The organism is Paenibacillus sp. FSL H8-0260 (assembly GCF_045040625.1).
Classification (GTDB): domain Bacteria; phylum Bacillota; class Bacilli; order Paenibacillales; family Paenibacillaceae; genus Paenibacillus_AQ; species Paenibacillus_AQ odorifer.
Window position 1 is genome coordinate 236,282 of sequence record NZ_CP150298.1, and the last position, 26,551, is coordinate 262,832.

The window sequence follows — 26,551 nt, forward strand, 5'->3', positions numbered from 1 at the left end:
AACCTGCGATTATTGACATGGAACTGTGGAATACCGATCAGGCTTCTTATTGAGTCGCAGACAGTCCAGGTAATATTGGCCTCATTTATCAGCAGGTATGCCCTCATGGGTGTGCCTGCTTTTTTATGCCCAAAAATCATATACGAAAGGAAAGTGTAATTATGAACATATTATGTCCGTGTGTCATCTGAGCGTCAAGCAGAGAAAGAGTTGTCTATTCCTGCTCATTAAGCCCCAACAATATTGTTTGGAGAAGGGGTGGAGTATCGTCGGTGAGTTTATTGAAAAAGGGAAATCTGTCAAAACGGATGATCGTCCGGAATTTCAAAAGATGATCGCTTTAGCCAAACGCTCCAATCACCTTTTTGCAAGGTGCTGCTTAATCAATTTGGGGTGAAGGTCATTTTAATTATGGAGAAGATGGAAGGGGAGACGCTGCAAAATATGCTGCTGGAGGGAATGCTTGAAATTATTTCTGATTTCTTCAATGCCAATCTTGCTGTAGAGGTGTGGAAAGGAATGACTCAAAAGGTCAAACTGGGTTACGACAATGGTGGAACGCCGCCATACGGATATCGGACGGAACACATTGCTTTGGGACATCAGAATACGAAGTCGGTGTGAGTGCCGGGGCCGCGTGAAGAGATAGATATTATCGGGTGGGTATTTAATCAGTATGCTTTTGAAAACAAAGGCTACCATAAAATCGTATCTGAATTGAATCAACAGCAAGTGTCTACGGAAAAAGTTGGAACATGGTCAGTCAGTACCATCTGCGCAATTATTTTTAATGAATCGTATATCGGAAGCAAAATCATCACCAAGAATGCTCATCCAGCGTTGATTACGAAGGAACTATTTGAACAGTGCTCCCACTGTTATACGAATCAATGTCTCTAGATGTTCTGTAACTTCAAAGTGATGGGTAAAAAGTCCTCATGTATAGACTGGAAATTATTCCAAAATATTTATTGGTTTGCGTACTTTCTTTCGGTGCTCTTTTTAACACTGCATCAGCAAATCCTGTTGATCCTGCAGAGGGAGGTAAAGGGATTCTAGTAAGTCAAACAGTTTCTAATGAGTATGACTCTTTCAAAAAAATTCAGAGTACATCTTTTGAGGATTTAAAAGCAATGGGTTATACTGAAGAAGATATTGAGTATATTAAGAATTTCGATTACGAAGCGAGTATGCAAGTGAAAGTGAATAAGTTACAAAAACTAGATGAGTCCTTGCTAGAGAATGCAGGATACGATGAAAAACAAATAACCACTATCCAAAATTATAGTGGCACAGAAGAACAGTTAGCTCGTGCATCTGCTACGTTATCATTATCTACTTATAGAAACGGTTCTTCGAGTTCAAGTACATTCAGTTCTATTACTTTCTCAACTTACTACAATTGGTCTAGTGCGCCGAACTTCCTTCTTACTGACATTGTGGCAGTACCTTGGTCAGAAGGAATGTATTTAGATAATTCAAATAGCAATGCTACTATTTCTTACGTTGATCTAACAACAGGGGCGTTTATTAAAACAGCTAATCCAACAGTAGTACCAAACATAAATACAGGTGCATCTATTAAGTTTGGTCTTGGTTATGCAATCAATGGTACTGAAGCCTATGCAAAATCAGGTAATTTCAATTATAGATTAACTAAAAATAGCAAAGTAACTGAAGTCGCAATCCAACCAGCATATGGACATACTTTTTTGTCTGTAGGTTCGCCGACAGTGACTTACCCAGGCGGATTAGCAGTAACATTTTCATACCAAGTAAGTAAAGAAGCTGAAAATTATGTTTACTCCGCTCTGTAACTAAAATAATTCATAAGCGAGGCGATTAAGTTTGTCTATAAAAATACACCGTATATAAAAGAGGTTAAATGATGAAAAGAAAGTTTCTATTACTCCTTTTGGTTTCTTTAATGGCAATAGTCACTGGGTGCATGAATCGTAGCACAATAAATATACAGTATCTAGATACGAATGAAACTGAAGGTGTAGTGAGTAAATGGATAGATAGTAAAGATAAAAATAACGGTATCTACCTAGGCAGAATCAAAAATGAAAATAACATATACGTATATTTAAATTATAAAAATGAAGAGAATAATGAAAAATATACAGTATCGATGGTAAACATAGATTACCAAGATCAGAAATTAAGTATAAAAGTAAATCCTATAGCATCTGATCATACTTTTGAGAAAGTTTTTTTAGTCAAAGAAAAAAAAATTAAGGAAATTATTCTAAATCGAGAGGAATTAAAAATAGAAGAAATAGAAGAAATTAAATAATTTTGTGGTCCACCTTTACAACTAAGTAAATCATCTAAGATCATCTGAAAAAATAAGCATGAGAAGAGAACTTCTTGTTCTTGCTTGAAGGTCTCTTATAGAGCATTTGTTCTGGATTTTAGGTCTTCTATAACGTTGTCCTTCACAATGGTTTCGATGTTTTACATTTTTTTATTTTTTGGTATGTTCTCGTTCTCAAGTTCATGGTTGTTTGCTGTTCTCGGTATTTCTCACACAGTAGCACCGTTGTGATACTCCCATCCCTTTCGGTTACAACAAACATATCTTTTTTTGTCAAATTTCAGAGTAAGAACTGACTAGTCGTTCCCCATGGCTAATTGCCCAATCGTTGAGTTTCCAGTCAGCCTCGCTGATGACTCCCCGTTTACCATATGCGTGACAATTTAGTGGGAAAATAGAACCTGCGTGACGGATCATCTGTAGGGCTTTTGGTGTTACTACTATTTCTCCTAGCTCAAACAAAACTTCCGTATCCATTTTATCTCCTCCTTAACCGCTAACGTTAGCAGATTCTACCACATAAAAATTCAGTTGCACAATCTCCCTGTTTATCAGAATCTGTGCTTTGGAAGGCTCTGCGATTTTAAACCAGTGAGTAAAAGTTTTCTCAAGAAAATGGTTAGTCAGGGACCCTCTGTTCAAAGTTGGTTTGTTCGTTTTACGAAAGGTTCCAGATTGCTTTTTAATGATTTCAGCCAATTCCTCAAATGTGTACTTGTGGTTTATCATGTCTACTATGAGGTCTCGGAATGTTTGGTATGCATATTTTTAAACTGCAAAAGATTTCTCTACCATCACGAATACCGTCCGCATGAGGATGGTTCCCATACTATTGTTAACTGTACCCTTTTGCAAAGTTTCTTTGTTATAATTATTATAATAATCTCTTTATTGGCTGGTGATTATGAATGAGTGAAAGATTTTGGTTAGTAGTACAGTATCCTCTGAAAAGTGAAAAAGGAAGCCAACGTGATAACTGGTTAAGAGATAAAGTAATAGAATACCTGGACACATCTCTAGTAGATACTAACTTAGGTTGTGTTGATGGCTTTGATATGGGTAAATGCACTTCCGACCCGAAAAAGTATGCTCTTAATATATTTTGTATCATTACGGAAGAAGAACGGAGTATAGCCTTGATAAAGAGAGTTTTAAAAGATAGCAGGCTTGATTATACTCGTATAAAAATTGCTACAATGCCCTATGGAAAAGAAGAAGAAACATATAGGCTTAAATTTCCCTATAAAAAGGGTGATACCGATTTTTCGCTATAGCACAGTTTTGAGTTTAGAATTACAACTACACCGTAAAACAATCTTCTGGCGGGAGTCATGAATTTTGTGACATCAAAACTGTAATTACACTCATAGAAGCTTATGTACCGTTATCTTCGGTCAGGGTTCGACTCCCCTCAGCCCCATAAGAAAACCCGCTGAAATAGCGGTTTTTTTGCTGTTTAGTGATTGAATTGTAGACGAATGCAGGCAAGGAATTATGGGGAACTAAATGTATTTATTTTTGTAGACATGTTGTCTACACCTAAAATTAGATCATTCACTTTGAAGTTAATAATTCGTGACACATTTTCCGAAACTACATCTATAAGAGCTCGAACTGATATAAGATTATGGCATAAGCATTCAAAAGCAAAAACATTCGGAGGAATTACTATTATGAGTTTTACTATTGATTATGTTAAAAATAAAAACAGAATTATTGTAACATCGGACGGTATGGAAGTTGAGGATGCCTTTGCGTACGCAGAACAATTTCCGAAGATACTGAAGAAAACTAAGCGAGGGTTTACAGGTATGACTGTAATCACTGGTGGTCTGGTATTTAAGCAAGAGGTGATGGCAATTCTTGCTCCAACTGGTGAAGATGCTGTCAAAGCTGGAATGTCCACAAAACACAAATGGGTGTATGTTGCGCCTACGGCGTTCTACAAAACGCAAATGAATCGTATGTTTAAAGATATTGCAAACTTGTACGAATCAATAGAAGAAGCTGAAGCGTATCTTGATTCCGCAGGGAATTAGCAATTTTTAAAAAACTTTAGTAAACCTTCTGGTAGTATACAGAAGGTTCATCGTTCTTCATTCAACGTTGAGGTCGGTGATCATAATTGTTGCTTGGATCCAGCCATCATCTGTAGCGCCAAAGGTACTTTCTGCGTATCGAAGAAGCACTGTGAAAAACCGATATATTCACGATTAACTTATATAATTGCATCACTATACTAAGGAGTTATTCCTATGATCAGTCTCCTTAATCAGAATGACTCATCAAATATTGGTTAGAATGCTTCTAGGGGTCATCAAAACTGTAATTACACTTGTAGAAGCTTATGTGCCGTTATCTTCGGACAGGGGTTCGCCTCCCCCGGCTCCATATGGAGTACTATTGAAGACACCATGAAAGGTGTCTTTTTTCATATTTTCAGAATATGATCTGGACTATGCGTGGCGGTTCAAAAAAATGAGTATCTTGCTAGATCCAGTATCTTTCGTATGTGGAATTAAAGATTGCAGTGAAGAAGGTGTAAAGATAAATTTAAGGTTCTATATAGGGATAAAAAAGACAAACCTAGGATAGGAAGAGTTAATAGGGAGATATAAATGAAAACCAGTATACTTATGCTATAATTTAATAAAGTGACTCTGTGTTTTAGAAAAATTGGATAAAGGATGCATTGACCAACCATGTATGAGAATCAGACTTCTATGCACCACAAGCTGTTTATTATCGGCGCAGGTGCTGCTGGATTAATGGCCGCTGTTACTGCGCGGGATATGGGTATCGATACGGCCATTCTGGAGGGTAACGACCGGATTGGAAAGAAGATATTAATGACAGGTGATGGCCGCTGTAACATTACGAATGAATCCACTGCGACGGGTACGGATGAAGCAATTGCTTTATCGCACAAGTATCACAGTAATCAGGCCGGATTTCCACTTGCGGTATTGCAGCAATTTGGCATCCGTCAGACTATAGATTTTTTCTCCTTTCTCGGGCTTCCACTTACAAGATTGAAGGAGGGCTTGATGTATCCAATGTCGCTGCAGGCAGCAGCGGTGCTGGATATTTTCCAGCTTGCGCTGGAGGATCGGAATGTTCCGGTATACCTCAATAACAAAGTGTTGGATGTTACTGTTTCGAAGAATCATCCGCGCTTCAAGATAAAATGCCAAACGGAGACAGAGGAGGAGGTTGTTTATACTAGCGACTATCTACTTCTATCTGCGGGTGGCCTTGCCGGTCCAAATGCGGGAAAAGAACCTCCTGGGTATACACTTGCCGAACGTCTGGGGCACACCCTGATTGAGCCTTTGCCGGCCATTGTGCAATTGAAGCTGCAATATCCGAATATGAGGGCACTGTCCACTATCAAATCTCAGGGACAAGCCCATATCATTGTGAACAGTAAAGTCATCTGCAGTGAACAGGGTGAAATTGCCTTCACGGATTATGGTATTACCGGCCCGCCGATTCTTCAGCTAAGCAGGAAGGCTGCGTATCATCTTGCAAGAGGAGAACAGGTAACATTGTCGGTTGATCTGATGCCGGGCCGCACGGAGGAAGAGTTAGTTGAGTTTTTAGAAAGGCTCTGGGAGACCTTTGGACACCGGACTGTGGCGGATTGCCTTGTTGGCATCTTCAATAAGAAGCTTGTTTCTGTCCTACTAAAAGAGACTGGCTTAGATCAACAGCCAGAGCTGCTTTGCCAGGATCTATCGATGAAAACCAAGGGGGAATTTTATCGAATCTTGAAGCGTTGGGAATTCAAAGTGACGGATACCAATGGCTTTACGAATGCGCAAGTGACAGCCGGCGGCATTGATACGTCGGAACTCATCGAAGGAACGCTGGAATCCAAGCTGGTGCCTGGGCTGTATTTGGCTGGCGAAGTGATGGATGTCGACGGAGATTTCGGCGGCTATAACCTGCAATGGGCCTGGAGTTCCGGATATGTGGCCGCCATGGCGCTAGCTAAGTCAATTCAATAAATTTATTAGGAAAAGGGATGCATCAATTAACATGTATAAGGATCAGACTTCTAAGCACCACGAGCTGTTCATTATCGGTGGGGGTGCTGCAGGTCTAATGGCTGCAGTTACAGCGAGGGATCAAGGTATTGATACAGCAATTATTGAAAGCAATGACCGGCTTGGGAAGAAAATAATAACGACGGGTAACGGGCGTTGCAACATTACGAACCAATCCACCGCCACCGGTACGGATGAAGCGGCCGCTTTATCACGCAAGTATCACAGTAATCAGGAAGGATTCCCAATACATGTATTGCGGCAATTCGGTGTCCGCCAAACGATCGAATTTTTCTCCTCACTCGGGCTTCCTTTTGTAAGCTTGGAGAATGGCCGGATGTATCCGATGTCGCTGCAGGCGGCTTCGGTGCCGGGTGTATTTAAGCTGGCGCTGGAGGATCGGAATGTTCCCGTATATTATAAACATAAAGTGTTGGATGTTACCGTTTCGGCAGGACATCCGCGGTTCGCGATAACCTGCCAGACGGAGACAGAGGAACAGGTTGTGTATACCAGCGACTATCTTTTTCTATGTGCAGGCGGCCTTACCGCTCCCAAAACGGGAACGGACGGCTCCGGTTATACGCTTGTCCAACGCCTGGGGCACACCCTGATCAACCCGGTGCCAGGCATTGTACAATTGAAGCTGGATTATCCGTATTTGAAGGAACTATCGGGCATCAAATTTGAGGGAGAGGCCCATGTTATCGTAAACAATGAAGTCATCCGCACTGAGTCTGGTGAGATTCTTTTTACGGACTATGGTATCTCGGGCCCGCCCATACTTCAGCTCAGCAGAAAGGCTGCGTATAATCTCGGAATAGGAGAATCGGTGACATTGTCGGTTGATTTAATGCCGGAGCGCACGGAGGAAGAGTTAATTGATTTTCTGGAGATCCACTGGGGGATCTTCGGACACCGGACGGTTGCCGATTCTTTTGTGGGCATCGTCAGCAAGAAACTGATTCCAGTTCTGCTGAAGGAGGCTGGAATTGATCAACAGCCGCACTTGCTTTGTATGGATTTATCATGGAAAACCAAGAAAATATTTTATCGAATCTTGAAACGTTGGGAATTTAAAGTGACCGATACCAATAGCTTCACGAATGCACAAACAACAGCCGGTGGCATCGATACGACGGAGCTAATCGAAGGAACGTTAGAATCTAAGTTAGTCCCTGGGCTGTATTTGGCAGGTGAAGTGATGGATGTGGATGGAGATTGCGGCGGCTATAACCTGCAATGGGCTTGGAGCTCCGGCTACGCCGCTGCTATGGCGCTTGCTAAGCGACGTGCCAGCACCACGTAAGGGGACAGAGGGTTGCTGTAACAAGTCTGGTTTTAGTAATGTGAAAGCGATGAGAATTGTTTCTCATCGCTTTTTTGTGATTTTTTAAAGTTTGGTGCTCATTTTATTCGTTGCTTAACTCTGATGTCTTTATTTTACCTCAACTTTATTGTCGTCCCTTTATTAATCCTTAAGTTTATCAATTAGAGTTAGTATTCGTCTATTTTTTGTGTCTTCCTTTTTAGCAAGCTCAATATAATTAATCTGCTCTCGTTTAATGTAATCAGGCTGGTTTAGAAATGTATTCAGCATGTGGTACTCTTCAAGGTTTGTAGTAATGTAATCTGGAACAATCAGTTTACGATTTTCCTCGCATTTCTTAAGTATTATATGTAATGTATCACCGAGCTCTTTTTGTACTGCTCTTCGAATAAATTCGTTATAAACAAAATAATGCCCATTCTTTGACGGCAATAAAGTATGGTCAAATTCGTACCCGTCAACAGAGATTTGAATAGGTACTTTACCATTAGTATTGAATATCTCACTATCAAATTCATAAACCATATTAAATAACACTCCTCGTGGTAAAGAAGCTGATTTCGGTCACTAATTTTATCATAGCCACTTTGCTGTTTGTAGGTGATTCGAATTCAATATGCTGTTGCAATAACCTATATGATGTTGAACATGCCTTATCTGCATGAGGATAACATCAGTTTTAGTTATTTCTTCGTATAGTACACATGGTTCCAATAATCTGCCGTCGGTAAGTTCAGTAAAAAAATTACGAGCCACACTCATTATCTCCTCTACGTACTCCGTCATTTCCTCCTTAGTAGGGTAGTCAGAGCACTCCTTATCTAAGTCTTCTGTTATATCTTTACCGAAGTCAGGTATCGTGAATTCTTCATCCTTCTGCTGCCTAAACCAAAATTTCATGCTGGTTGTAGCATGGAATATATGCTTCCAGTATTTATGCTTGGCATCCTTCCAAAAATGATCAGGACATACTTCGATAAGATTCTTCAACATTTCTACGGTTGGATCAAACTGTCTTCTAAAAACAGTCACCATCTTATCACTCATGTTCATCAACTCACTTCTCGGAATTTAGAATCTTAACTTTATTCTTGTCCTAAACAACCAAAACCTTCCATTTTACGATGATGCATTTGGAAAATTTGTGAAATATACTCAATCACAAACCCATAAAATGTAAAAATGTCACATCATAATTTAATGACTGCTGTCACTATTTATCTTAAATTAAAAGCATTACAATATAGGATAGGTTTCGCGATTCAATCCTAAAAAATTTATTACTTATACTGGAGGAACCTCTAGAAGATGAACCCACAACTGTTACGGGATTTTCCGTTCTTTGAACATCTTGATGATGAATATTTAGCTGAAATTGCTAAGGTATGTAACGAGCGTACTTATATAAAAGGAGAGTCCATTTTTTTTGAGGGTGAAGAGGGAGAGGAGCTTTATCTGGTTCTCTCTGGAGTTGTTCAAATCTATCAAGATAACCACTCTAGGGATGTAATTCTTTCTATTTTTAGAGAAGGTGATTTCTTTGGAGAGATGGCTTTGTTGCAAAACGAAAGAGCGCGCTCTGCTTCTGCAAGGACCATTGAGAAGTCTACCTTATGTATTTTGAAAAAACGTGATTTCATTCCTTTACTAAAAAGTAATCCGGAAATACTAATCGGCATTTTGGAAACAGCATTAGATCGTCTGCGGGATGCCAATAAATTAATAACAGACTTAACCGTTATCGACGTGCGTACGCGTATTGCTCGCGTGTTGTTGCGTCTAACAGAACAGCACGGAGTGCCCTCTGATGAAGGTGTTCTAATCGATTTGAAATTAACGCATCAACACCTGGCGGATATGACAGGAACGGCGCGTGAGACCGTGACAAAATCATTGCTTGGATTACAGGATGAGCAGTTGATACGTATTGATCAGAGGAAAATACTTGTGTGTAACATAGATAGACTTAGAAATATACTTGACGTAATCTGAGTGAGTTCAAATGTTTGAATTTGTAATTGGGGTTACAGACCATAAATCACCCTAAATGATATAACAATATTAACAAAGAACGCGTACATTTTGCTTTATTAATCGTGATGACACAATGATCATCCATAAATGAAAAGGGGAAATGAAATGAGTGTAAAAAAATTGGTTTTATCTATGTCAGGTACTTTTTTACTGGGGATCATTGTAGGAGGGGCCTTGTTATATAACAATTCGGTTTATAACTCTGTTAAGGATGCCCTGAATGGAAATGCCACGCAAAACTCGGTAGGTAGCGTTAATTTGGAGGGGATGACACAGGTTAACATTCAGGGCATGGATCTTGAAACCGCAATGATGGCTGTGCAGGAGAATCGTACTAATATGTTAGAGAGTCAGTTAAAAGATCAAATCACAGCTGTACAAGCCCAGAATGAAACAATCGCAAAACTGAATCAATTGTTGGGAGTTATTAATGAAGAGCTAGGGAAGCTTCCTTCTGGTGCTGAGGCCGGCTCTGCTGTGGAGCTGGTAGATGACAAGGGTGCTATGTTTACTGCTATGGGCATGGCTATACCGCAAACCAAAGGGGAACTTGAGAAGCTGTTAGGGCAAATCAAGTCACAGATTGATAGTGCAAGTAATAGCCAGCAAATGGACATGCTGCGCCTGCAAAGTTTAACGAATAAACGTAACGAAGCCTTCGATGTAATGACGAATTTTATTAAAAAAATGCAAGATTCCAGAAGTAGTATTATAGGGAATATGCGGTGATGAGTTAAAACTATGATATCCAAAGCTGCAGTTGATTTTCTACGAGATCATCCGTTTTTACGAGGTATTCCTGATGATGAGCTACAAAATGTAATTAACGCTATAACACTTGTGTCTTTAGAGGATGGACAACGACTTCTTATGGAAGCGTCCACCTCTAAGGACTGTTTCATTTTATGGCAAGGGAAGGTGCAAGTAACCTCAGTTAACTTAGTTGGGAAAACACTGCTCTTAGCTGAACTTGGACCGGGAGAGTTAGTGGGAGAGATGGGTCTTATTCGGAACGAACAAAGATCAGCTAGTGTTACGGCAATCGGGCCAGTAAAGGCGTTGCGTCTAGACCGTCCATCCTTCGAATATTTGGCGAACCTAAGTCCATTATTTTACGAGAGTGTGCTTGTGAACATACGGATCCGAATGATCCATAGTATGCTTCGTAAAGCTACAATCTGGTCGGTCATACCTGATGCTGAGCTTCGGGGTCTTGCAGAGATTACAATGTTCAAGAAAGTCACGAAGGGTGAAGAGATTATCGTGGAAGGTGCGGTAATTGATCATTTTTTCATGATTAACAGCGGGAGTATCGAGCTTCGTGGCCAAAAGCGGCGTAAGACTGTTCTTCGAGAAGGAGATTTTTATGGAGAGACAGAGTTACTAACAGACACGGCTGCCTCACACACGTTGATCGCGGTAGAAGATAGTGAATTACTTATCATGGGCAAGTTAGAGTTCTTAACTATACTCGACTATTACGCTCCGGTTCGTCAACAACTCATTAAGGTTCTAAACATACGAACACCCCATCTGCTGGAGAAAGTTACAATTGCCATCGGCGAGGAGTCTATTGCCGAGGATAAGGAATCTCTACCTAAAACCAAAGACAAGTGGATTGACCAGCTGTTATGGCTGGTAGGTGGATTTCTTGTAGTCTCCTTCTTGGCACTATTCCTTCATAGCCAATGGTGGAAGATCGCCACCTTGATTGTTGGAGGAGTGGTGGGTCCCGCAGCCTTCGTAGCTTTTGTGAGAAGTCAGCAGTTAATAGGCTTCCGTCAGCGGAGACTTGTTTTAGTTTTTGTATCTACCGCGGTTGTGGCTATCCCTCTGGCTTGGTATTTAGAGCGGATATGGCTTTTTGAAGTAAAAGCAAATTCTTCTGATTTTTCACAGCTTTACGTACCTTTGTCTGTAGCCCTAATAGAAGAAACAGCGAAATTATTAATTTGTGTGATGCTCGTTCGAACGCGGAAAATCCAATTTCTAATGGATGCAGTGGTGTTTGGTGCGGCAGCAGGCATGGGATTCGCGGCAGTGGAAAGTGTTATTTATGGATGGGTTCATCTAGACGAGGCATCGTCAATAGGGATGCTTACCGTCCTATGGATGAGAGCATTATTATCGCCCTTCGGTCATGGAACATGGACTGCGATTGCCACTGTGGGGATATGGTATGCAAGTAGCATGCATAAGAATTCGAGCTTGGGGGACGTCAAGCCATGGACAAGATGGCGACGCGCAATTGAAATGTTTTTAGTAGTAGTTGTGATGCATGCATTATGGAATTATCACTTTGAACCGGGGCTGATGAAGGCCGGTGTTATGGCCGTAGTCGGGATTATGGGTCTCTTTTTATTGTTCTTACTCATTCGTAGGGGAAGAAGAGAGGAATTCCATGCCTTGAATATGTTAAATCCAACAATGAATGAGGCGATCCGACATGACGAACAAGTGAAGCCTATGACGCAGGAGCTTTATTGTGAAGGCTGCGGGTCAATGTCTCCGCCGGGTACACGTTATTGCACACGTTGTAGCCAGGCACTAAGGATTAAATGATTTGATACGGCTCCATAGGTAGTAAAAGAAAAGACACCTTGAAGGGTGTCTTTTTACGTTATTGCAGCTCGAAAAAAAGATGCCAACATTATCCCTGACTTTAATGAAAGTTCCCGGTTTCATTTTCCGTGAATTTGCCGTCGCTGTCATGCTGGGATTGCTTGCGGCGATCATTACGGGCTTGTTGCTGCTGTTGGGCTTCCAGGCTGTTTACGGGCGTGGCTTCCAAATCTTTTACAGTGTTGATCAGATTCTTGTCTGGTTTACTTGCGCTCAATTGAAAATTCCTCCTTGATTACCTAATGGTTGTGAATTTTATTATGTGCTGGCTACTGTGTGGCTATTCGTGTTGTATGATCACAATCCATTCGCTGTCCTATAATCATTAGCTCAGAACACGGTTAGATAGGGGAGATATGAGTAAATGATTGTTTCGGAACCTTTTTTAGTTTTGATATGTTGAACGTGTTATGGTTCCAGAATTTGTATTATTTTCGAAGGGATACAGGGGTTAGATGCAGGATCTCTTTCTAAATATTTAGGAGGTGAAAAGAGAAACTTCATTCTTTTGCAAGCGGTTACAAGGATATCTGCAACAAATTAAAATAGGGAGGAAATAAAATGAAAAAAAGAGTTGCAAAGGTAACCAGTATTGTTGTGTTGTTTTCTCTTGCTCTTTCTTTAATAGTAGGTGGATGGACAAATACGGTGGTGCATGCTGCTGGTCTTGCGGTAACAGGCAGTGGAGGCTGGAATGAAACGGCATACGTGGAATGGTCACCTGTAAGCAATGCGACAGGGTATAACGTTTATGTTAAATTGGCAAGTGCAGCGGATTCTGGGTATCAACAAATTAATAATGAGTTAATCCGCAAATATCCTTCCTACTGGAGAGCAGATGCTGTAGGGCTTGCAGCCGGAAATTATGTGATGAAAGTTGAAGCTACTTTGTCAGGGGGTGGGACGGTAAGTGCGGTTTCAAATCCACTATCCGTAACGTCATATGACCGCTCAGGATTTGCTTTTTCGACTAGTTCGCAATATGGTACAGGATCAGGGGCTTATAATGAGAATGGAACCCTCAAGAATGGTGCTCAAGTGCTTTATATAACATCTCAGACTGCGCAAACCATAACCCTTGGTGTGAAAATCAACAGCTCCGGCGCTGTACAAATAGGGGTTGGCCTGGGCGGTATTTTGGCACTGAGACAAAAAGGCTATGATACCACTCCACTTGCGATTCGAATTATCGGAAAAGTTACAGCTGCTGATCTGAGTGGACAGCTTAACAGCAGTGGGTATCTTGAAGTCAAAGGTAAAAACAATTATTCGGAAATGAATATTACTATTGAAGGTATCGGAAATGATGCTTACGCATACGGTTGGGGAATGCTTCTAAGATATGTAGGTAATGTGGAAGTAAGAAACCTGGGTGTAATGTTATTCCCCGACGATGGCATTTCAATGGATTCTGGCAATATGAATGTCTGGGTGCATAATAATGATATTTTTTATGGAGCTGCTGGAGGCGATGCAGACCAAGCCAAGGGCGACGGTTCCACAGACCTTAAAAATGGATCCAACTATATTACAATCTCTTACAACCATTACTGGGATTCCGGAAAATCTTCGCTAGTTGGTTTGAGTGAGCCGGCTGAATTTTTTGTTACCTTCCACCACAACTGGTTTGACCATTCGGACTCCCGTCATCCGCGGATTAGAGTGGCATCCGTCCATATCTATAACAACTTTTTCGATGGTATCTCCAAATACGGTGTGGGTGTTACTACAGGTGCTTCAGCTTTTGTAGAATCTAATTATTTTAGACATGCTAAGTTTCCAATGATGATCTCTTTACAAGGTACAGATGCTTTAGGGGAGGGCACATTCTCAGGCGAAAATGGAGGTGTGATTAAAGCCTATAACAATCTTATTGTAGAGGCTTCAAGTCTCATCTATGCGAATTCAAACACAGGGACAGCTCCTGCTAATGTTACCTCATTTGATGCTTACTTAGCTTCGTCAAGAAATGAAACCGTCCCAAGCTCATACAAAGCATTAAAAGGGGGAACAGCCTATAACAACTTCGACACGAGCGTAAATACAGGAGTGAACGTATCTAATATTGATAACGTAAGCAATGTTGAACAGATTGTTATGGCAAAAGCCGGACGTCTGAATGGCGGAGACTTCACATGGGAATTTAATGATTCAGTGGATGACGTTTCGTATGCGTTGAATACAGCGCTGATGTCTGCAATCAGAAGCTACACAACGGGACTTGTCTCTGTAGGGGGGAATTCAAACCCAACGAACCCGACTCCGACTCCATCAGTAACACCTACGCCAACAGTAACTCCTGTGCCAACAGCGACCCCAGCTCCAACAGCGACTCCAGCACCGACGACAACGCCAGTGCCGACAGCGGGAGCAACCGTTCACAACTTTACTACGGATGGAACAACAAGCAGCTTCTTCAATATTCAAGGCAATCTCTCAACAAGTAAGGGAACTGTGGCCTATCAGGGTTTAACCCTAACCCAATGTCTAAAAATCGAGAGTGTTACCAGCATTCAATTCACTGCTGCTAAAGCTTCAACGCTAACCCTAGTGTTCAACACAGAGGGATCGAAAATCAAAGTGGATGGAACAAGTTATCCTATAACCAATGGCATTGCCACTGTCTCTCTAGCCGCAGGTGCACATACCATTACAAAAGATAGTACGGCGAATCTATACTATATGAAGCTGGAATAGGGGAATGGCTGCCTCTACTTTAATATGGAGTATCAGAAACGCAGAAAAGCGACCTGTAGGGGTCGCTTTTCTTTGCTTTTTCTTATGATCTTATTACTTGAGTTATTGTCGATTCAAAAACTATTAATTTTGTGTTGATTTGATTAATCTTTATCATCAACCAAATCAATAATCTCACGAATATCCTCAATATTTAAAGCTTCTGCAATTTTGCCTATATGACTAAAGTTAATATTCTCCCTTTTTCCATTAGCTAACTCACTTAATGCGGCATGTCGGACATCGGATATTCTGGACAATTGTCGTAGGGAAATCTTATGTTTTTTGGTCAATTCTGATATTTTTACTATAACTCTCTTTCCCACTTCTAATCCCCTCACTAACTCTGAGTTTTCATCTTGACTATATGCATAAGACGGATTTTCTTTTCATGAGAATAAACCTCTCAGTTTTTAAGAAAGCTGCTGTAAGTAAAGTAAAAGACATCTTAACCGTGTCTTTTACTTTACTATATAAGCACGTTTCAACACTTCAGGATAGTTGACCAGCTTATACTAATTCTCGGTTATTCCCCATACCGGTCAATCGCCATAGCTGCGGATTTCAGCATGCGCCGCTTAAGATGCTCACCCTCGACGATTTTTACGCGGAGGCCAAGAAAACGGATTTTGGACAATAGGAATTCGCTATCGTCTCTCATGTAGATGACTTTGATTCGATAGATACCCGAATTTTCATCAAAGGACACGGATTTATCAAAACAGGAAAAGGCGTACAGAATTCGTGATAGCTCAGCATTAAAGGTGGGGATGACTTGAATACATGCACATTCCTTCTGATCCTCTAATAATCGCATTATCCTTGCTTTTAAATCATTAATCCGTTTGGCAGGGAAGGGAGCTACTTCAACAGAAATAATGTTTTTTAGTTTAGTGGACATAAGAGAACGTTGCCGGGTGCTGTACCATTGCAGATACCACTCCCGCTTATACATGTTGTATTCCAGCTTGTGAGGGAACCCGGCTTGGTCAGTTCGTTGGCCTCCATGCTTAATATGGAAAGTAATAAGGATCGCTTGATTCTGCATGATTATACGGCGGAGTGTACGAAGCATTGGATGATAGACCTGCCGCTCTTTGCTTTTAGCTTTCTCCATAATAATTTGCCGCACTTCTGTGGACGCTTCTGCCTCCAATATGGCGTTCAATTTACTTAAGGTATCCAGTGTAAAAGCTGCTTCTGAGGCCGGGTGCATTAACATGGTTTTCAGCCAGGAACGTTCCTGGGAGGTCAGCGCTAATGAACCCACTTCGTCGAGGCGTGAAATGATTTGGAAGTTAAATATTTTCTCAAATGGATTCATAATAGCTGTGAATCTCCTTCCACTCCGCGATAAATTGCTTACGCAGCCAAGGGGGTTCTAATACCTCGCAGCTCGAGCCAAAGCTTCGTAACCACGGCTTAATTTCATAAATACCATTCACTATGATCTCATAAAGGAATGTAGAATCGGACTCTTCCGTAATTTCTCCCCACTGTCCCTGCGCTTCAACCCGCTCCCGAATAAAATTAACACCTGGGCGATTGGGGTTATAAAATCTCGCCACCACTTTAATTGCACGGGTGGTATCTATAACCCAGCTGGTTGTCATCTGTTCTTCCAGATTGCTGAGTTTCTGAGCAAACTCTGCTTCTTCCACAGTGTCGCCCTCCTCAATTTGAGTAAGGCCCTCCATTCGGAATTTCATGATGCCCATACGTGAATTATGTCCGATTAAATACCAGCGCCCATATTGATGGTCATAGATGACGCGGAGCGGAAGAACAGTTTCTGTGACGCCCCTTGTTTCCCGCTCAAAGAGAGGATTGGTATTCTGAGAGGCGTAGTTTTTGCCCTTTTTAGGGGATAGATATAGAAACTTGATTTTTTTTCGCTGCTGAATGGCTGCAAATATCGTATATAGGTGTGCCTCATCAAGAATACGTGAATGATAATTATATTTGTATCTATGGGTTTCCGTAGCTTCGAGGGTATAACCCCGCTTCCGCAGGACCTTTTTTAAGGTGTCGCGCAGCAGGTAACCTTGTACAGACGGAGTCTGCGTGTTGGCGATGACATCAACATAGTCGTAAAGATCCAAGAGCTGATCGCCGGATAATTGATCAATCAGATCGTTAGCAGCCTTGTATCGATAAGGCCGACCTTCGTTTACACGAAGAATAACGCCAACTTCCTCAAGGTATTTCAGATCTCCACGGATGGTTTTCTCATCGGGCATTGGATAATCGGTTGGCATTTGCTCACTGCAGACATCCTGTAGATCTTTAGCCGTTAGCTCCTGAGTCTGGAGCGCAGTTAATAGTAGAGTAAGCCGGATGCTCTCCGTTTCCTTAAGCGACTTCGCCCGGAACAAGAACAGGAGCAGCGGGTCGGCAGATTCATAGTAGTTATAGCGGAGCCACTCAGAGAGTTCTGTTCCTTGTTCTGTAGGCAGATCCTGTTGTAAGACGGTTACCATGCCCTTCAGGTTGCGCAGCGTTTTGTCATAGGTATGTACAGAAATGCCGAGACGATCGGCGAATTGTTGTCTGCTGTAAGCTCCCCCCGCTAAAGAGAGCATGCGAAGAAATTGAATCTCCTTGTCAAAACTTTCCCGGGCCATTTGTATCCCTCCAGCCTGTAGCGAATCCATAAGAAATAGTAGTACTCATTATATTAAGCACCAGAGTTGAATAAAATGGAAGTGTTTTTGGCCGCCGCCATACTTCCGCCCTGTTCGTTACAGGGAAGATGAGCGAAGATAGATCCATGAAGCCAAAGCAATTCTGATGAGGCGTTCGAATAGTAACAAGGGTAGAGAATAGGGAAGTAACCGATCTGGAGGGATGAAGATGGATCCTATAAACAAGCTTATCCGTGAGCAGCTGGAACAGATTGAACAGGAGGAGCAAGTTACAATATTGTATGCCTGCGAATCAGGCAGCCGGGCGTGGGGATTCCCATCGCAGGACAGCGATTATGATGTGAGATTTATTTATCTGCATAAACCGGAATGGTATCTATCTATTTTTGATAAGCGGGATGTGATCGAGCGTCCTATTAACAATATGCTTGATATCAATGGCTGGGATTTGCGGAAAGCACTGAATTTATTTCGGAAGTCTAATCCACCGCTGCTGGAGTGGCTGCAATCACCCATTCAATATGCAGAAAAGTACAGTACAGCAGAGAAGCTTAGAAGCATCTCCCCGTACACGTTTTCGCCGAAGTCTTGTATGTACCATTACTTAAACATGGCAAGAGGGAACTACCGTGATTATTTGCAAGGCGAACAGGTCAAGATCAAAAAGTACTTTTATGTACTTCGTCCCGTTCTAGCCTGTGAATGGACTCACCGATATGGAGAGATGCCGCCGATGGAGTTCGATGTACTGGTAGAGCGGCTTATTCCGCAGGATGAAGAGCTGTGGCAGGTGATTCAGCAATTGCTGGCACGAAAAAAATCCGGTGAGGAACTAGACTACGAGCCGCAGCTAACCGCGATTAACGATTATTTAGAAGAACAGTTCCAAGTGTTGGATAAGGTGGCGGCGTCCTTGAATGCTAAGGAGAACAACAAGGATCATCAGCTGGATGCTCTATTTCGAGAAGCTTTACAGGAAGTATGGGGACGGGCCCTATAGAAAGATTGATAGGAGGAAGATGGTAGTGGCTATTGTACAACTGAAATCTACGAATCCAAAATTCACTTTTTTAATTAAAAAAAATCCAGTGACAGGTATGCAGCTTCGTCCGGTTCGTCAGGGAGTGGCGTATGGATGGTATTCTGATGAGGCAACTTATAACGTTTATTTTAAGGACGCAGATAACGATATATCCTACAAGCAGAATGGAAGCGAGGGCTTTGAGTATCTAAATGTCTCCCGGTTTAACACACCTCTATTTCCGCTTAATGCGGTCAATGAGTTTTTCTCTACACCCTTCAAAGCCCAGGATGAACGGGATGCGGAAGGATATGAGCATTCTTTTTTCATCAATATGGTTCAGGTTGAGCGGATACACTATGTTGAATTTTTCCAAAAGCATTTAAAGGGCTATACCTTCTCCTTGCAGCATCAGGCACATAAGAGCTATTCGCTGACGATTACCACACATAAAAGCTTGTATCACCTCTTACATGTTGTTGGTGTGCTGTCCTTGTTCTTATCCATATTTGGGGATGAGTACATAGATATTTCGGATGCTATTTTGGATAAATATATCCGCAGCCTTAACGTCATTGATGCACCTTTTTATATAAGAAGTCTATTTGCAAGGAATTTCCTTACCTCTAAGGAACGGTTCAAGCGATATAAAGCCTCCATCGAACAAACAGACCAGTATTCTATTGGGCTGGAGTATGGCGGTACTGCGATGCAGCGGCGTACTTTTATTTCGAGTGTGTTTCCATTCAATAAGCCGATTCTGGACATCGGCTGCGGAGAAGGTTTCTATGCAATTCCGTTTGCCGGAAAAATAGAGAGCACCTATTATGCGGTAGATATAGCCGAGGCGTTGCTGGAGGTTGTGAATCGGAAAGCGAAAGCTAAGGACATTGATAACATTGCAACCTTTGGCTCACTGGACCATTTTCTGGAGTCGTACAATGGGGAGCAGGTTGATGTGATTCTAACAGAAGTTGTAGAGCACATGAGTGAGGGTGAAGCGGCAGAGCTTATTCAGCAAATAATCGGTAATGTGAATTTTCAACAGCTTATTGTGACGACACCAAATGCTGATTTCAATCGTTACTATGAGCTGGAAGGATTCCGGCATGAAGATCACAAGTGGGAAATGGGACAGGAAGCGTTCGTGCAATGGGTTTTGGATACGGTTCAAGGTTTAGCAGTCGAGGTTGAATATTTGATGGTTGGTGACCGGGTTGGCGAGATCCGTACGACGCAATGCGCTATTGTGCGAAGAAAGGAGGAGTAGACAGTGGAAATTCAAACGCGTGTACATACCATATTTCTGCTTGTAGGAGCAACGGAATGCGGGAAATCAACTTTTGCTAAAGAAGTTCTGATCCCGCAGTTAAAACTAGAGGATGCCTCCAAAGGTTTACGTACGAATGTGCAGTATTTATCCTCGGATAGTATCCGCCAGGAGATATTGGGCTACGACTATGATAAGTATGATCAGGTTATGCTGGAGGCGAGTTCGCATACCTTTCAATTATTGTTTGAGAGATTGAAGTTAGTCACTTCTTTTCCGATTAATTCGGAGTTTGTGGTGATGGATACCATTGGGCTATCCGAAGATTACCGTAGTAAAGTCCGTGAGATCGCCGGGCAAAATAATTATAATCTGGAGGTTATTCTGTTTGATTACCGTAAACGGGAGGATTACTACGTCTCGGAGCGCTCGAAGAAGCTGATCTCCAATCATTTAAACCGGCTGAGAAAAGAAGTCCTGCCTGTTCTGTCACGGGAAGGTTACAACAAGATTCATAAAGTGCGTGCTAAAGATTTTATTCTCGAGGGTGAAGGGATACCTAACCCGGACTACCGGGTGATTATACAGGATTGGGATACTTACGCATCTACGGTACTTCTACAAGCACAAGAGTATATTGTGGTTGGGGATGTTCATGAGTGCGTCGAAGAGCTTCAGGGACTATTACGTAATTACGGCTACAGGGTGCACGAAGGTAAGTTAAGTGCAACAGATAAGCTCAGTAACACACGAGTCATTCTTGCTGGTGACTGGATTGATAAGGGCAAAAAGACACGGGAGACGATTGAGTTCTTATTTGATAACCGCGAGCATTTCCTATTTGTTATGGGCAATCACGAGAACTTTGTATACAAGTACGTAAAGGGTGAGATTCAAGGAACCGATCCGGAACTGCTAAGAACGTACTTTGATTCCACCCAAGTGCTTAAGGAGGATACCGCGCTTTTTAGTAAATTTTCGGCTTTAGTGGAGCAATCTCAGCCCTTTTACCGCTATATAGGTATGCAAGGTCCTTCTTTTTATGTTACTCATGCTCCTTGCCGTAATAAGTACATTGGTAAGCTGGATACGAATTCACTACGCCATCAGCGTAACTTTCGGCTGGATCGTGAGGTTTCCTTTGAGGAACAGCTTGATTTCCTAAAGCAAGAGGCTGTGAGTAATCACCCCTTTCATCTCTTCGGACATATTGCAGCCAAGCAGACTTTTCGGATCAAAAACAAACTCCACCTCGACACAGGGAGTGCGCAGGGTAATGAACTAACTTCTGTTCGCATGTCGTTTAAACCTTTCTATAAAAGTCAAAAATCGCGTGTGACTACGGTGCACGAAGAGCTACCTATCCTGTTCCGGGAAAAGCAAACCGTATCCTTGTTAGAGCTTGATTACGAGTCTGTGCGCAGACTGCAGTATTCCTCGCAGAACCGGGTCAACTTCATCTCCGGGACGATGTCACCTGCGGATAAGGATATGGCTGCCGGTGAGCTTGAGTCTCTGCGAAAAGGGTTGGATTATTTTGCCGAGCGTCGTATATCTGAAGTCGTCCTGCAGCCTAAATATATGGGATCACGCTGTAGTGTGTACCTTTACCGGGATATAGAGCAGTGTTACGCAATTAGCCGGAACGGCTACAAGGTTAAGGCGGTCGATCTGACGCCTATCTACGAACAACTGCTGCATAGATTCGGAACCTATATGGCTGAGCAGGGGATCCGTGTGCTTTTACTGGATGGCGAGCTGCTGCCTTGGAAAGCGCTGGGGGATGGGTTAATTGAGCGTCAGTTCCGGCCGATTAGCAAGGCGCTGGAGACAGAGCTGGATTTCTTAAGACAATATGGATTTGAGGAGTCACTGGGTAAACTGATACAGGATTTTGAAGCAAGCGGGTTTGAACAAGACCAGCACCATATGTCGAAAGAGGCGCTTAACAACAACTATGGGCCTCATGTTTACCAGACTTTTAAGTATGTCCGTGACATAAGAGAATCGTATGTTGATCTTGACCAGCGTGAGGAAGCTTACAGAGTATACAAGCAGCAACTGGAGTTGTATGCGGGTGATGCAGAATTAGCGTACAAACCTTTTGCAACCCTGAAGGAAGTACTGGAGAATGGTGCTGAACGGGTACCTGACGGTAAAACCTCCGAATTATACAGGTTCTTAAATGATGATGAATCTCTGGTTTTGGACTTGAAAGAGCCTGATGCCTACATCAGAGCAGAGGAGTATTTCGCAAAGATAACGGTAGAGAAACATATGGAGGGAATTGTAATCAAACCGGAGCAAGAACAGCAGGGGGTAGTCCCATACATGAAGGTCCGCAATCCGGGCTACCTGTCGATCATCTACGGGTACGACTACAAGTTTCCACATAAGTATGCCAAGCTGATGAAACAGAAGAATATCGCTCCTAAGCTTCGGACGTCCTTAATCGAACACCGGCTGGGCAGACAAATGCTAGAAGTGAAGCTGGATGAGATCTCGTCTGACAACGAGGACTACAAGCAAATTGCAGCAAACCTGTTATTCGAGGTAACGAAAGAGAAAGACATTGACCCGAGGTTGTAGAGGATTGTTACAGGCGAAGAAACTTGGTTTGCCAATTATGAGAATGAGTTCAGGCTGTCGGGAAGGTCCCGGCAGTCTTTTTTTCGTCATTTGAATCCAGCTCAATCGCGGTCATAGAGCCGGAAGGCAAGTGTACAAGCCTCGTTCTAATTGTAAAAACAGGAGGACGCACCTTATCGGGTCCGTCCTCCTATCTATTCCTCATAAATACGCCTTAACCCATAATAACGAGCACGTTGTTTTCTGGCGCCATTTTGGCCACCGGGATCAGGTTGCCTTGAATTTCTTCACCGTTAATAACGATATGGGTAACCCCTTTTTGTACACCCTTCTTGTTCTCCACCTGGATGTTCAGCTTCTTCCCACGGAATTCCCGGACCATGGAAAAGTCTGTCCAGTCGGAAGGAACACACGGGTTGAGGCGAAGGCCATCAAATTGCGGTTGAACCCCCATAATGCCTTCCACCAAGGAGACCATCACGGTTGAAGCGGTGCCGGTCAGCCAGTGGACATGCGCCCGGCCTTGATATGGGCTGTCCTTGGACTCGACAAACTGGCCATGTACATAAGGCTCGAGTTTACGGATTTCAGCCTTATCGTTCATGCTGGCCGGACTGCAATTCAGGAAGTATTCGAACGCGCGCCCACCGTTGCCGATCATGGTTTCCGCCAGAATGAGCCATCCCTGCGGCTGGCTGAAGATGCCGCCGTTTTCCTTAGTTGAGGCGTTGAAAAGAGCCATCAACGCTACTGGCAAACCGTATTCACGGAACGGAGGGTAGAATAACATAGTGCCGTAATCGGTCCGCAGATTCTCATACACTTTGTCCATGGCGAGCTTCGCCTGATCCGGGCGGGCTGCACCGCTTAATACGGCCCAGCTTTGCGGATTGAGCCAGATCTTGGCTTCATCATTCTCCCAGGAGCCGATGGTATAGTTGTCTTCGGTAAATCCGCGGACAAATTGATCGTTCTCCCAAGCGTGCCTTTGAATGTTATCGTCCAGCTCATCAAGCAGGCCCTGCGCCCATTGAATATCTTCAGGCTTGTTCTTATTTTGTGCGATTTCCATGAATACCTTGAATGCCATATACAGCTGGAATGCGACGAACAACGACTCACCCTTGGCTCCAAGCCGTAGGCAATCGTTCCAGTCGGCATGAAGCCCAACCGGCATGCCGTGTGCGCCCATACGATCCAGACTGAACTGAAGTGCCTGGCGCAAATGCTCGTACACTGTGCCCTCGCCTTTATCCGAATAAGGGATTATTTCATCTGTGAAATCCCAGTTGCCACTTTCATTCAAGTATTTAATGACGGTGGGGAACAGCCATAAAGCGTCATCAGCCCGATAATGGGGGTGACCGGTTTCCCGCACGTATTCTGGATCATCCGGTGTGCCCTCATGTCCAGGGTTGTGGTCAAATTTCACCAACGGAAGTCCACCGCCGTTGGAAACCTGGGCGGATATCATCAGTCTTAGACGTTCAAGGGCCATCTCATGATCCAGATGAATGATGCCTTGAATATCCTGCACGGTATCCCGATATCCGAGTCCATTACGAAGACCGGAGTATTGGAAGGAGGCTGCACGTGACCAGATGAAAGTGATAAAGCATTGATATGCATTCCAAGTGTTGATCATGTTGTTCAGGTTATCGCTTGGTGTCTGGACCTGGAAGCGGTTAAGCTTGCTGTGCCAGAATGCTTTTAACTCTTCGAGTTCTTTATTTACCACGGACAAGTCCTTATAATGGCTGAGAATCTCGGAAGCGCCTTTCTCATCATACTGTCCCAGTAGAAATACGATTTCTTTCTCTTCTCCCGGCTGTAAATCTACGTTAATCTGCAGGGCCCCGCAGGAGTTAGTATTGTAGTTTAATGAATTGGAGCATTGGCCGTTCTCAACAGAGGCCGGATTGCCATAACTGCGGTAATCGCCTAGGAACGTATCCCGGTCACCGTCATAAGCGGTAACTTCTGCACCTGCAGCCCCGAAGAATCTCCAGGTTTGTTCTTCGGGGGTGTTTTCATTGATGACTTGAAGGATCATATTATTTTTATAGTAGGTCCGTGAAATAAACAGAGTGTACTGAAGGTTGACGGTATCCTGCTCATAGTTGTTATTGTTGGTTAATTCAACAAATCCGAAGAGAGCCAGCTTGCGTGCTTTGGAGCCATCATTGCGCACCTTCATGCGCCACACCTCATAGGTTTTGTTCAGTGGTACATAATATAATGATTCTGTATGGATGTTATCGTAGTCCGAGACGATGCTCGTGTATCCGGTTCCATGATGGCATACCGACTTATATTGCTCCAGATCTTTACCCACTGGCTGCCAAGAGCCGGACCAATAATCCCCGTTCTCCAAATCTCTCACGTAAATATAGCGTCCGGGCTCGTCCTTAGAGTTGAAGTGGTAGCGGATATGCCGCCCATTTGCGCCAGACTTTACAAAGCTATAGCCGCCTGCGTTACCTGAGATGATCGCACCGTATTCCGGCGAGCCGAGGTAATTCGCCCAAGGGGCAGGCGTATTCGGCTTGGTAATGAGATATTCCTTGTTTTTTCCATCAAAATAACCATATTGCATGACCATTCCTCCTATTAAGTGGTTAATGGGCCGATCTATAAACGCGCGTTCACAAAGAGGTGAAATATCCATGTGTAATTTTATTATAAGATACTTTCAGTAAATCGATAACCCTATATTTTAGCGAAAAAACGAACAAAAATGCTAACTTTTTTAGTAGGGTGCAAAGCGAAAGACACCTAAAAAGGTGTCTTTATTTATTTTAGCGGCAATGTCTACTCCACTAAAACACCATTAACAAACGTCATAGTTTTATCTTTGAATTCAAGAATAAACTTGTTTGGAAAATCTAGATCGGTATGAATCTCCGTCCCCAACATAACTTTTTTGCCTACATCATCAAAGGGATTATGAAGTAAACCTCTAGGCGTATACCTAGTTTCAGAACCGATTACATTATTATTCTCATCGCGGATAAATTTGGTTTTTCCTGAGAACACGAGGTCCTTGCCATTTTCCAAAGTTAGATGAACTTCCAAACGATCCTTTGTCTTCTGATAATCTATAACTACATCTTTAGAGGATACAGGGAAACCGATAACAAAAAGTCCAATAAGGGCTGTAGCCAGTATGAGTACCGATAAGACGGAAAAAATGAGAGTTTTTATATTCTTTTTTTTCACTTTTTTAAAATAATTGAGTTTGTTAACTTCCTCTTTATCAATAATAGGCACACTTAGATTTGCTGTGGCGTTCATTTCATTATAGAATTGAAGGCAGCTTTCACAGGATTGCAGGTGTTTTTCGATTTCTTCGTTACTATGTACAGAGGTTAGCTTTTCAATATAGGAAGGTAATAAATCCTGAATGATCTCGCATTTCATGAAGATCTTCCTTTCATTAATTTTTGTTTTCCACGGTAAAAGGTAACTCTTGCCCAGGTCTCATCTCTGCCAAGAATTTCGCCAATTTCCCGAAAACTGAATTCTCCGGTCAAACGCAGATATAATACTTCTTTGGTGTTTGGATCAAGTAAATGAAGTTGTTTAAATAAATCCATTTTGTCCTGAGCAAAAATGAACTGGGATTCTGTTGAATTTGCGTTAGCCAAAGGAGCGTCTTCTAATTCCTCAGACTTCCGCTTGCGCTGCTTGTCCAGCTCCTGATACCACACATGTTTAGCAATTTGACAAAGCCAAACGTATACTTTGCAGGTCCCATCGTATTTATCTATCGATTTTATAGCTCTATAAAAAGTTTCTTGGGTGATTTCTTCTGCCAGCAAGTGATTATGACAAAAGCTAAATACGAATTTATATACTTGGGTTGAATATTCCCTGTATAATTGCTCGTTGTCCTGCATCCATTCACCTCCTCAAGTTATATATCCGTAAAAAGC

At 42.5% G+C, this 26,551-nt stretch carries 26 protein-coding genes; 16 read left to right on the forward strand and 10 right to left on the reverse strand.

Annotation, left to right across the window (positions count from 1 at the left end):
* Window positions 1-172 precede the first annotated feature (172 nt).
* From MHI51_RS01110 to MHI51_RS01130, 5 genes are all read left to right on the forward strand, one after another.
* Window positions 173-397 carry a recombinase family protein gene (locus tag MHI51_RS01110; RefSeq protein WP_254847761.1) on the forward strand — a complete coding sequence of 75 codons (225 nt, stop codon included), beginning with the start codon at window positions 173-175 and terminating at the stop codon, window positions 395-397.
* Window positions 398-411: 14 nt separating this feature from the next.
* Window positions 412-624 (forward strand): hypothetical protein, encoded by a 213-nt coding sequence (locus MHI51_RS01115; protein WP_076275892.1) that lies wholly within the window; start codon window positions 412-414, stop codon window positions 622-624.
* Complete coding sequence (locus MHI51_RS01120; RefSeq protein WP_342410322.1) at window positions 625-900, forward strand: recombinase family protein; 276 nt, start codon at window positions 625-627, stop codon at window positions 898-900.
* A gap of 38 nt (window positions 901-938) precedes the next feature.
* Entirely contained in the window at window positions 939-1,817 is an 879-nt protein-coding gene (locus tag MHI51_RS01125; RefSeq protein ID WP_076275893.1) for a hypothetical protein, read from the forward strand.
* 68 nt (window positions 1,818-1,885) lie between these two features.
* Window positions 1,886-2,299, forward strand: a complete 414-nt coding sequence (locus MHI51_RS01130) for a hypothetical protein (RefSeq protein ID WP_405173491.1) — start codon at window positions 1,886-1,888, stop codon at window positions 2,297-2,299.
* A gap of 294 nt (window positions 2,300-2,593) precedes the next feature.
* On the opposite strand, the gene MHI51_RS01135 is transcribed toward MHI51_RS01130, so the two are convergent.
* Window positions 2,594-2,797, reverse strand: a complete 204-nt coding sequence (locus MHI51_RS01135; protein WP_076220755.1) for a hypothetical protein — start codon at window positions 2,795-2,797, stop codon at window positions 2,594-2,596.
* A 431-nt stretch (window positions 2,798-3,228) separates the two neighbouring features.
* Here MHI51_RS01135 and MHI51_RS01140 point away from each other — a divergent pair, with 431 nt between their 5' ends.
* The 4 genes from MHI51_RS01140 to MHI51_RS01155 all read left to right on the forward strand — a co-directional run bounded on the left by MHI51_RS01140 (window position 3,229) and on the right by MHI51_RS01155 (window position 7,678).
* A complete protein-coding gene (locus MHI51_RS01140; RefSeq protein ID WP_076220550.1) occupies window positions 3,229-3,594 on the forward strand; it encodes a hypothetical protein in 366 nt (121 codons plus the stop codon).
* 399 nt (window positions 3,595-3,993) lie between these two features.
* Window positions 3,994-4,359, forward strand: a complete 366-nt coding sequence (locus tag MHI51_RS01145) for a hypothetical protein (RefSeq protein WP_076126891.1) — start codon at window positions 3,994-3,996, stop codon at window positions 4,357-4,359.
* A gap of 663 nt (window positions 4,360-5,022) precedes the next feature.
* Entirely contained in the window at window positions 5,023-6,330 is a 1,308-nt protein-coding gene (locus tag MHI51_RS01150) for an aminoacetone oxidase family FAD-binding enzyme (protein ID WP_405173492.1), read from the forward strand.
* A 31-nt stretch (window positions 6,331-6,361) separates the two neighbouring features.
* Entirely contained in the window at window positions 6,362-7,678 is a 1,317-nt protein-coding gene (locus MHI51_RS01155) for an NAD(P)/FAD-dependent oxidoreductase (RefSeq protein ID WP_076220239.1), read from the forward strand.
* A gap of 162 nt (window positions 7,679-7,840) precedes the next feature.
* On the opposite strand, the gene MHI51_RS01160 is transcribed toward MHI51_RS01155, so the two are convergent.
* Both MHI51_RS01160 and MHI51_RS01165 read right to left on the reverse strand, forming a co-directional pair.
* Complete coding sequence (locus MHI51_RS01160) at window positions 7,841-8,224, reverse strand: YdeI/OmpD-associated family protein (RefSeq protein ID WP_076275898.1); 384 nt, start codon at window positions 8,222-8,224, stop codon at window positions 7,841-7,843.
* Between the two features lie 51 nt (window positions 8,225-8,275).
* Window positions 8,276-8,746: a DinB family protein gene (locus MHI51_RS01165; protein WP_179087563.1), complete on the reverse strand. Its 471-nt coding sequence runs from the start codon at window positions 8,744-8,746 to the stop codon at window positions 8,276-8,278.
* A 261-nt stretch (window positions 8,747-9,007) separates the two neighbouring features.
* Between MHI51_RS01165 and MHI51_RS01170 the strand changes: the two genes are divergently transcribed.
* The 3 genes from MHI51_RS01170 (at window position 9,008) to MHI51_RS01180 (ending at window position 12,295) form a co-directional block, all read left to right on the forward strand.
* Window positions 9,008-9,691 (forward strand): Crp/Fnr family transcriptional regulator, encoded by a 684-nt coding sequence (locus MHI51_RS01170; protein WP_076275899.1) that lies wholly within the window; start codon window positions 9,008-9,010, stop codon window positions 9,689-9,691.
* Between the two features lie 147 nt (window positions 9,692-9,838).
* Window positions 9,839-10,462, forward strand: a complete 624-nt coding sequence (locus MHI51_RS01175) for a hypothetical protein (protein ID WP_076219839.1) — start codon at window positions 9,839-9,841, stop codon at window positions 10,460-10,462.
* A 12-nt stretch (window positions 10,463-10,474) separates the two neighbouring features.
* Window positions 10,475-12,295, forward strand: coding sequence for a cyclic nucleotide-binding domain-containing protein (locus MHI51_RS01180; protein ID WP_081387383.1), 1,821 nt, complete (start codon window positions 10,475-10,477; stop codon window positions 12,293-12,295).
* Between the two features lie 100 nt (window positions 12,296-12,395).
* On the opposite strand, the gene MHI51_RS01185 is transcribed toward MHI51_RS01180, so the two are convergent.
* Window positions 12,396-12,572, reverse strand: a complete 177-nt coding sequence (locus MHI51_RS01185) for a hypothetical protein (protein ID WP_175617392.1) — start codon at window positions 12,570-12,572, stop codon at window positions 12,396-12,398.
* A 344-nt stretch (window positions 12,573-12,916) separates the two neighbouring features.
* Here MHI51_RS01185 and MHI51_RS01190 point away from each other — a divergent pair, with 344 nt between their 5' ends.
* A complete protein-coding gene (locus MHI51_RS01190) occupies window positions 12,917-15,052 on the forward strand; it encodes a pectate lyase (protein ID WP_405173493.1) in 2,136 nt (711 codons plus the stop codon).
* Between the two features lie 143 nt (window positions 15,053-15,195).
* Here the strand turns inward: MHI51_RS01190 and MHI51_RS01195 are convergent, their stop codons facing one another.
* The 3 genes from MHI51_RS01195 to MHI51_RS01205 form a co-directional block, all read right to left on the reverse strand.
* Window positions 15,196-15,417, reverse strand: coding sequence for a helix-turn-helix transcriptional regulator (locus MHI51_RS01195; protein WP_076219837.1), 222 nt, complete (start codon window positions 15,415-15,417; stop codon window positions 15,196-15,198).
* A gap of 200 nt (window positions 15,418-15,617) precedes the next feature.
* Entirely contained in the window at window positions 15,618-16,415 is a 798-nt protein-coding gene (locus MHI51_RS01200; RefSeq protein ID WP_076192619.1) for a WYL domain-containing protein, read from the reverse strand.
* Window positions 16,402-17,715, reverse strand: coding sequence for a YafY family protein (locus tag MHI51_RS01205; RefSeq protein WP_076192616.1), 1,314 nt, complete (start codon window positions 17,713-17,715; stop codon window positions 16,402-16,404). The genes MHI51_RS01200 and MHI51_RS01205 overlap by 14 nt, the downstream gene beginning before the upstream one ends.
* A 229-nt stretch (window positions 17,716-17,944) precedes the next feature.
* Between MHI51_RS01205 and MHI51_RS01210 the strand changes: the two genes are divergently transcribed.
* From MHI51_RS01210 to MHI51_RS01220, 3 genes are read left to right on the forward strand one after another with little or no spacing between them, the layout of a single operon-like run.
* Complete coding sequence (locus tag MHI51_RS01210) at window positions 17,945-18,736, forward strand: nucleotidyltransferase domain-containing protein (RefSeq protein WP_076192614.1); 792 nt, start codon at window positions 17,945-17,947, stop codon at window positions 18,734-18,736.
* A gap of 25 nt (window positions 18,737-18,761) precedes the next feature.
* Complete coding sequence (locus tag MHI51_RS01215; protein WP_405173494.1) at window positions 18,762-20,027, forward strand: class I SAM-dependent methyltransferase; 1,266 nt, start codon at window positions 18,762-18,764, stop codon at window positions 20,025-20,027.
* Between the two features lie 3 nt (window positions 20,028-20,030).
* The gene (locus MHI51_RS01220) at window positions 20,031-22,616 is read left to right on the forward strand and encodes a metallophosphoesterase (protein WP_076275900.1); all 2,586 of its coding nucleotides are present in this window, start codon (window positions 20,031-20,033) and stop codon (window positions 22,614-22,616) included.
* Between the two features lie 214 nt (window positions 22,617-22,830).
* Here MHI51_RS01220 and MHI51_RS01225 read toward each other — a convergent pair whose 3' ends face one another.
* The 3 genes from MHI51_RS01225 to MHI51_RS01235 all read right to left on the reverse strand — a co-directional run bounded on the left by MHI51_RS01225 (window position 22,831) and on the right by MHI51_RS01235 (window position 26,515).
* The gene (locus MHI51_RS01225) at window positions 22,831-25,212 is read right to left on the reverse strand and encodes a GH36-type glycosyl hydrolase domain-containing protein (protein ID WP_076275901.1); all 2,382 of its coding nucleotides are present in this window, start codon (window positions 25,210-25,212) and stop codon (window positions 22,831-22,833) included.
* 215 nt (window positions 25,213-25,427) lie between these two features.
* Window positions 25,428-26,036 carry a zf-HC2 domain-containing protein gene (locus MHI51_RS01230; protein ID WP_076275902.1) on the reverse strand — a complete coding sequence of 203 codons (609 nt, stop codon included), beginning with the start codon at window positions 26,034-26,036 and terminating at the stop codon, window positions 25,428-25,430.
* Window positions 26,033-26,515, reverse strand: a complete 483-nt coding sequence (locus MHI51_RS01235) for an RNA polymerase sigma factor (protein WP_036687188.1) — start codon at window positions 26,513-26,515, stop codon at window positions 26,033-26,035. The genes MHI51_RS01230 and MHI51_RS01235 overlap by 4 nt, the downstream gene beginning before the upstream one ends.
* Window positions 26,516-26,551: the final 36 nt, after the last annotated feature.

Bases quoted from the DNA above. Each gene is read 5' to 3' on its own strand.
- MHI51_RS01110 (WP_254847761.1), top strand. From the start codon at position 173: ATGTCCGTGTGTCATCTGAGCGTCAAGCAGAGAAAGAGTTGTCTATTC.
- MHI51_RS01115 (WP_076275892.1), top strand. From the start codon at position 412: ATGGAGAAGATGGAAGGGGAGACGCTGCAAAATATGCTGCTGGAGGGA.
- MHI51_RS01125 (WP_076275893.1), top strand. From the start codon at position 939: ATGTATAGACTGGAAATTATTCCAAAATATTTATTGGTTTGCGTACTT.
- MHI51_RS01130 (WP_405173491.1), top strand. From the start codon at position 1,886: ATGATGAAAAGAAAGTTTCTATTACTCCTTTTGGTTTCTTTAATGGCA.
- MHI51_RS01135 (WP_076220755.1), bottom strand. From the start codon at position 2,797: ATGGATACGGAAGTTTTGTTTGAGCTAGGAGAAATAGTAGTAACACCA.
- MHI51_RS01140 (WP_076220550.1), top strand. From the start codon at position 3,229: ATGAGTGAAAGATTTTGGTTAGTAGTACAGTATCCTCTGAAAAGTGAA.
- MHI51_RS01145 (WP_076126891.1), top strand. From the start codon at position 3,994: ATGAGTTTTACTATTGATTATGTTAAAAATAAAAACAGAATTATTGTA.
- MHI51_RS01150 (WP_405173492.1), top strand. From the start codon at position 5,023: ATGTATGAGAATCAGACTTCTATGCACCACAAGCTGTTTATTATCGGC.
- MHI51_RS01155 (WP_076220239.1), top strand. From the start codon at position 6,362: ATGTATAAGGATCAGACTTCTAAGCACCACGAGCTGTTCATTATCGGT.
- MHI51_RS01160 (WP_076275898.1), bottom strand. From the start codon at position 8,224: ATGGTTTATGAATTTGATAGTGAGATATTCAATACTAATGGTAAAGTA.
- MHI51_RS01165 (WP_179087563.1), bottom strand. From the start codon at position 8,746: ATGAGTGATAAGATGGTGACTGTTTTTAGAAGACAGTTTGATCCAACC.
- MHI51_RS01170 (WP_076275899.1), top strand. From the start codon at position 9,008: ATGAACCCACAACTGTTACGGGATTTTCCGTTCTTTGAACATCTTGAT.
- MHI51_RS01175 (WP_076219839.1), top strand. From the start codon at position 9,839: ATGAGTGTAAAAAAATTGGTTTTATCTATGTCAGGTACTTTTTTACTG.
- MHI51_RS01180 (WP_081387383.1), top strand. From the start codon at position 10,475: ATGATATCCAAAGCTGCAGTTGATTTTCTACGAGATCATCCGTTTTTA.
- MHI51_RS01190 (WP_405173493.1), top strand. From the start codon at position 12,917: ATGAAAAAAAGAGTTGCAAAGGTAACCAGTATTGTTGTGTTGTTTTCT.
- MHI51_RS01200 (WP_076192619.1), bottom strand. From the start codon at position 16,415: ATGAATCCATTTGAGAAAATATTTAACTTCCAAATCATTTCACGCCTC.
- MHI51_RS01205 (WP_076192616.1), bottom strand. From the start codon at position 17,715: ATGGCCCGGGAAAGTTTTGACAAGGAGATTCAATTTCTTCGCATGCTC.
- MHI51_RS01210 (WP_076192614.1), top strand. From the start codon at position 17,945: ATGGATCCTATAAACAAGCTTATCCGTGAGCAGCTGGAACAGATTGAA.
- MHI51_RS01225 (WP_076275901.1), bottom strand. From the start codon at position 25,212: ATGCAATATGGTTATTTTGATGGAAAAAACAAGGAATATCTCATTACC.
- MHI51_RS01230 (WP_076275902.1), bottom strand. From the start codon at position 26,036: ATGAAATGCGAGATCATTCAGGATTTATTACCTTCCTATATTGAAAAG.
- MHI51_RS01235 (WP_036687188.1), bottom strand. From the start codon at position 26,515: ATGCAGGACAACGAGCAATTATACAGGGAATATTCAACCCAAGTATAT.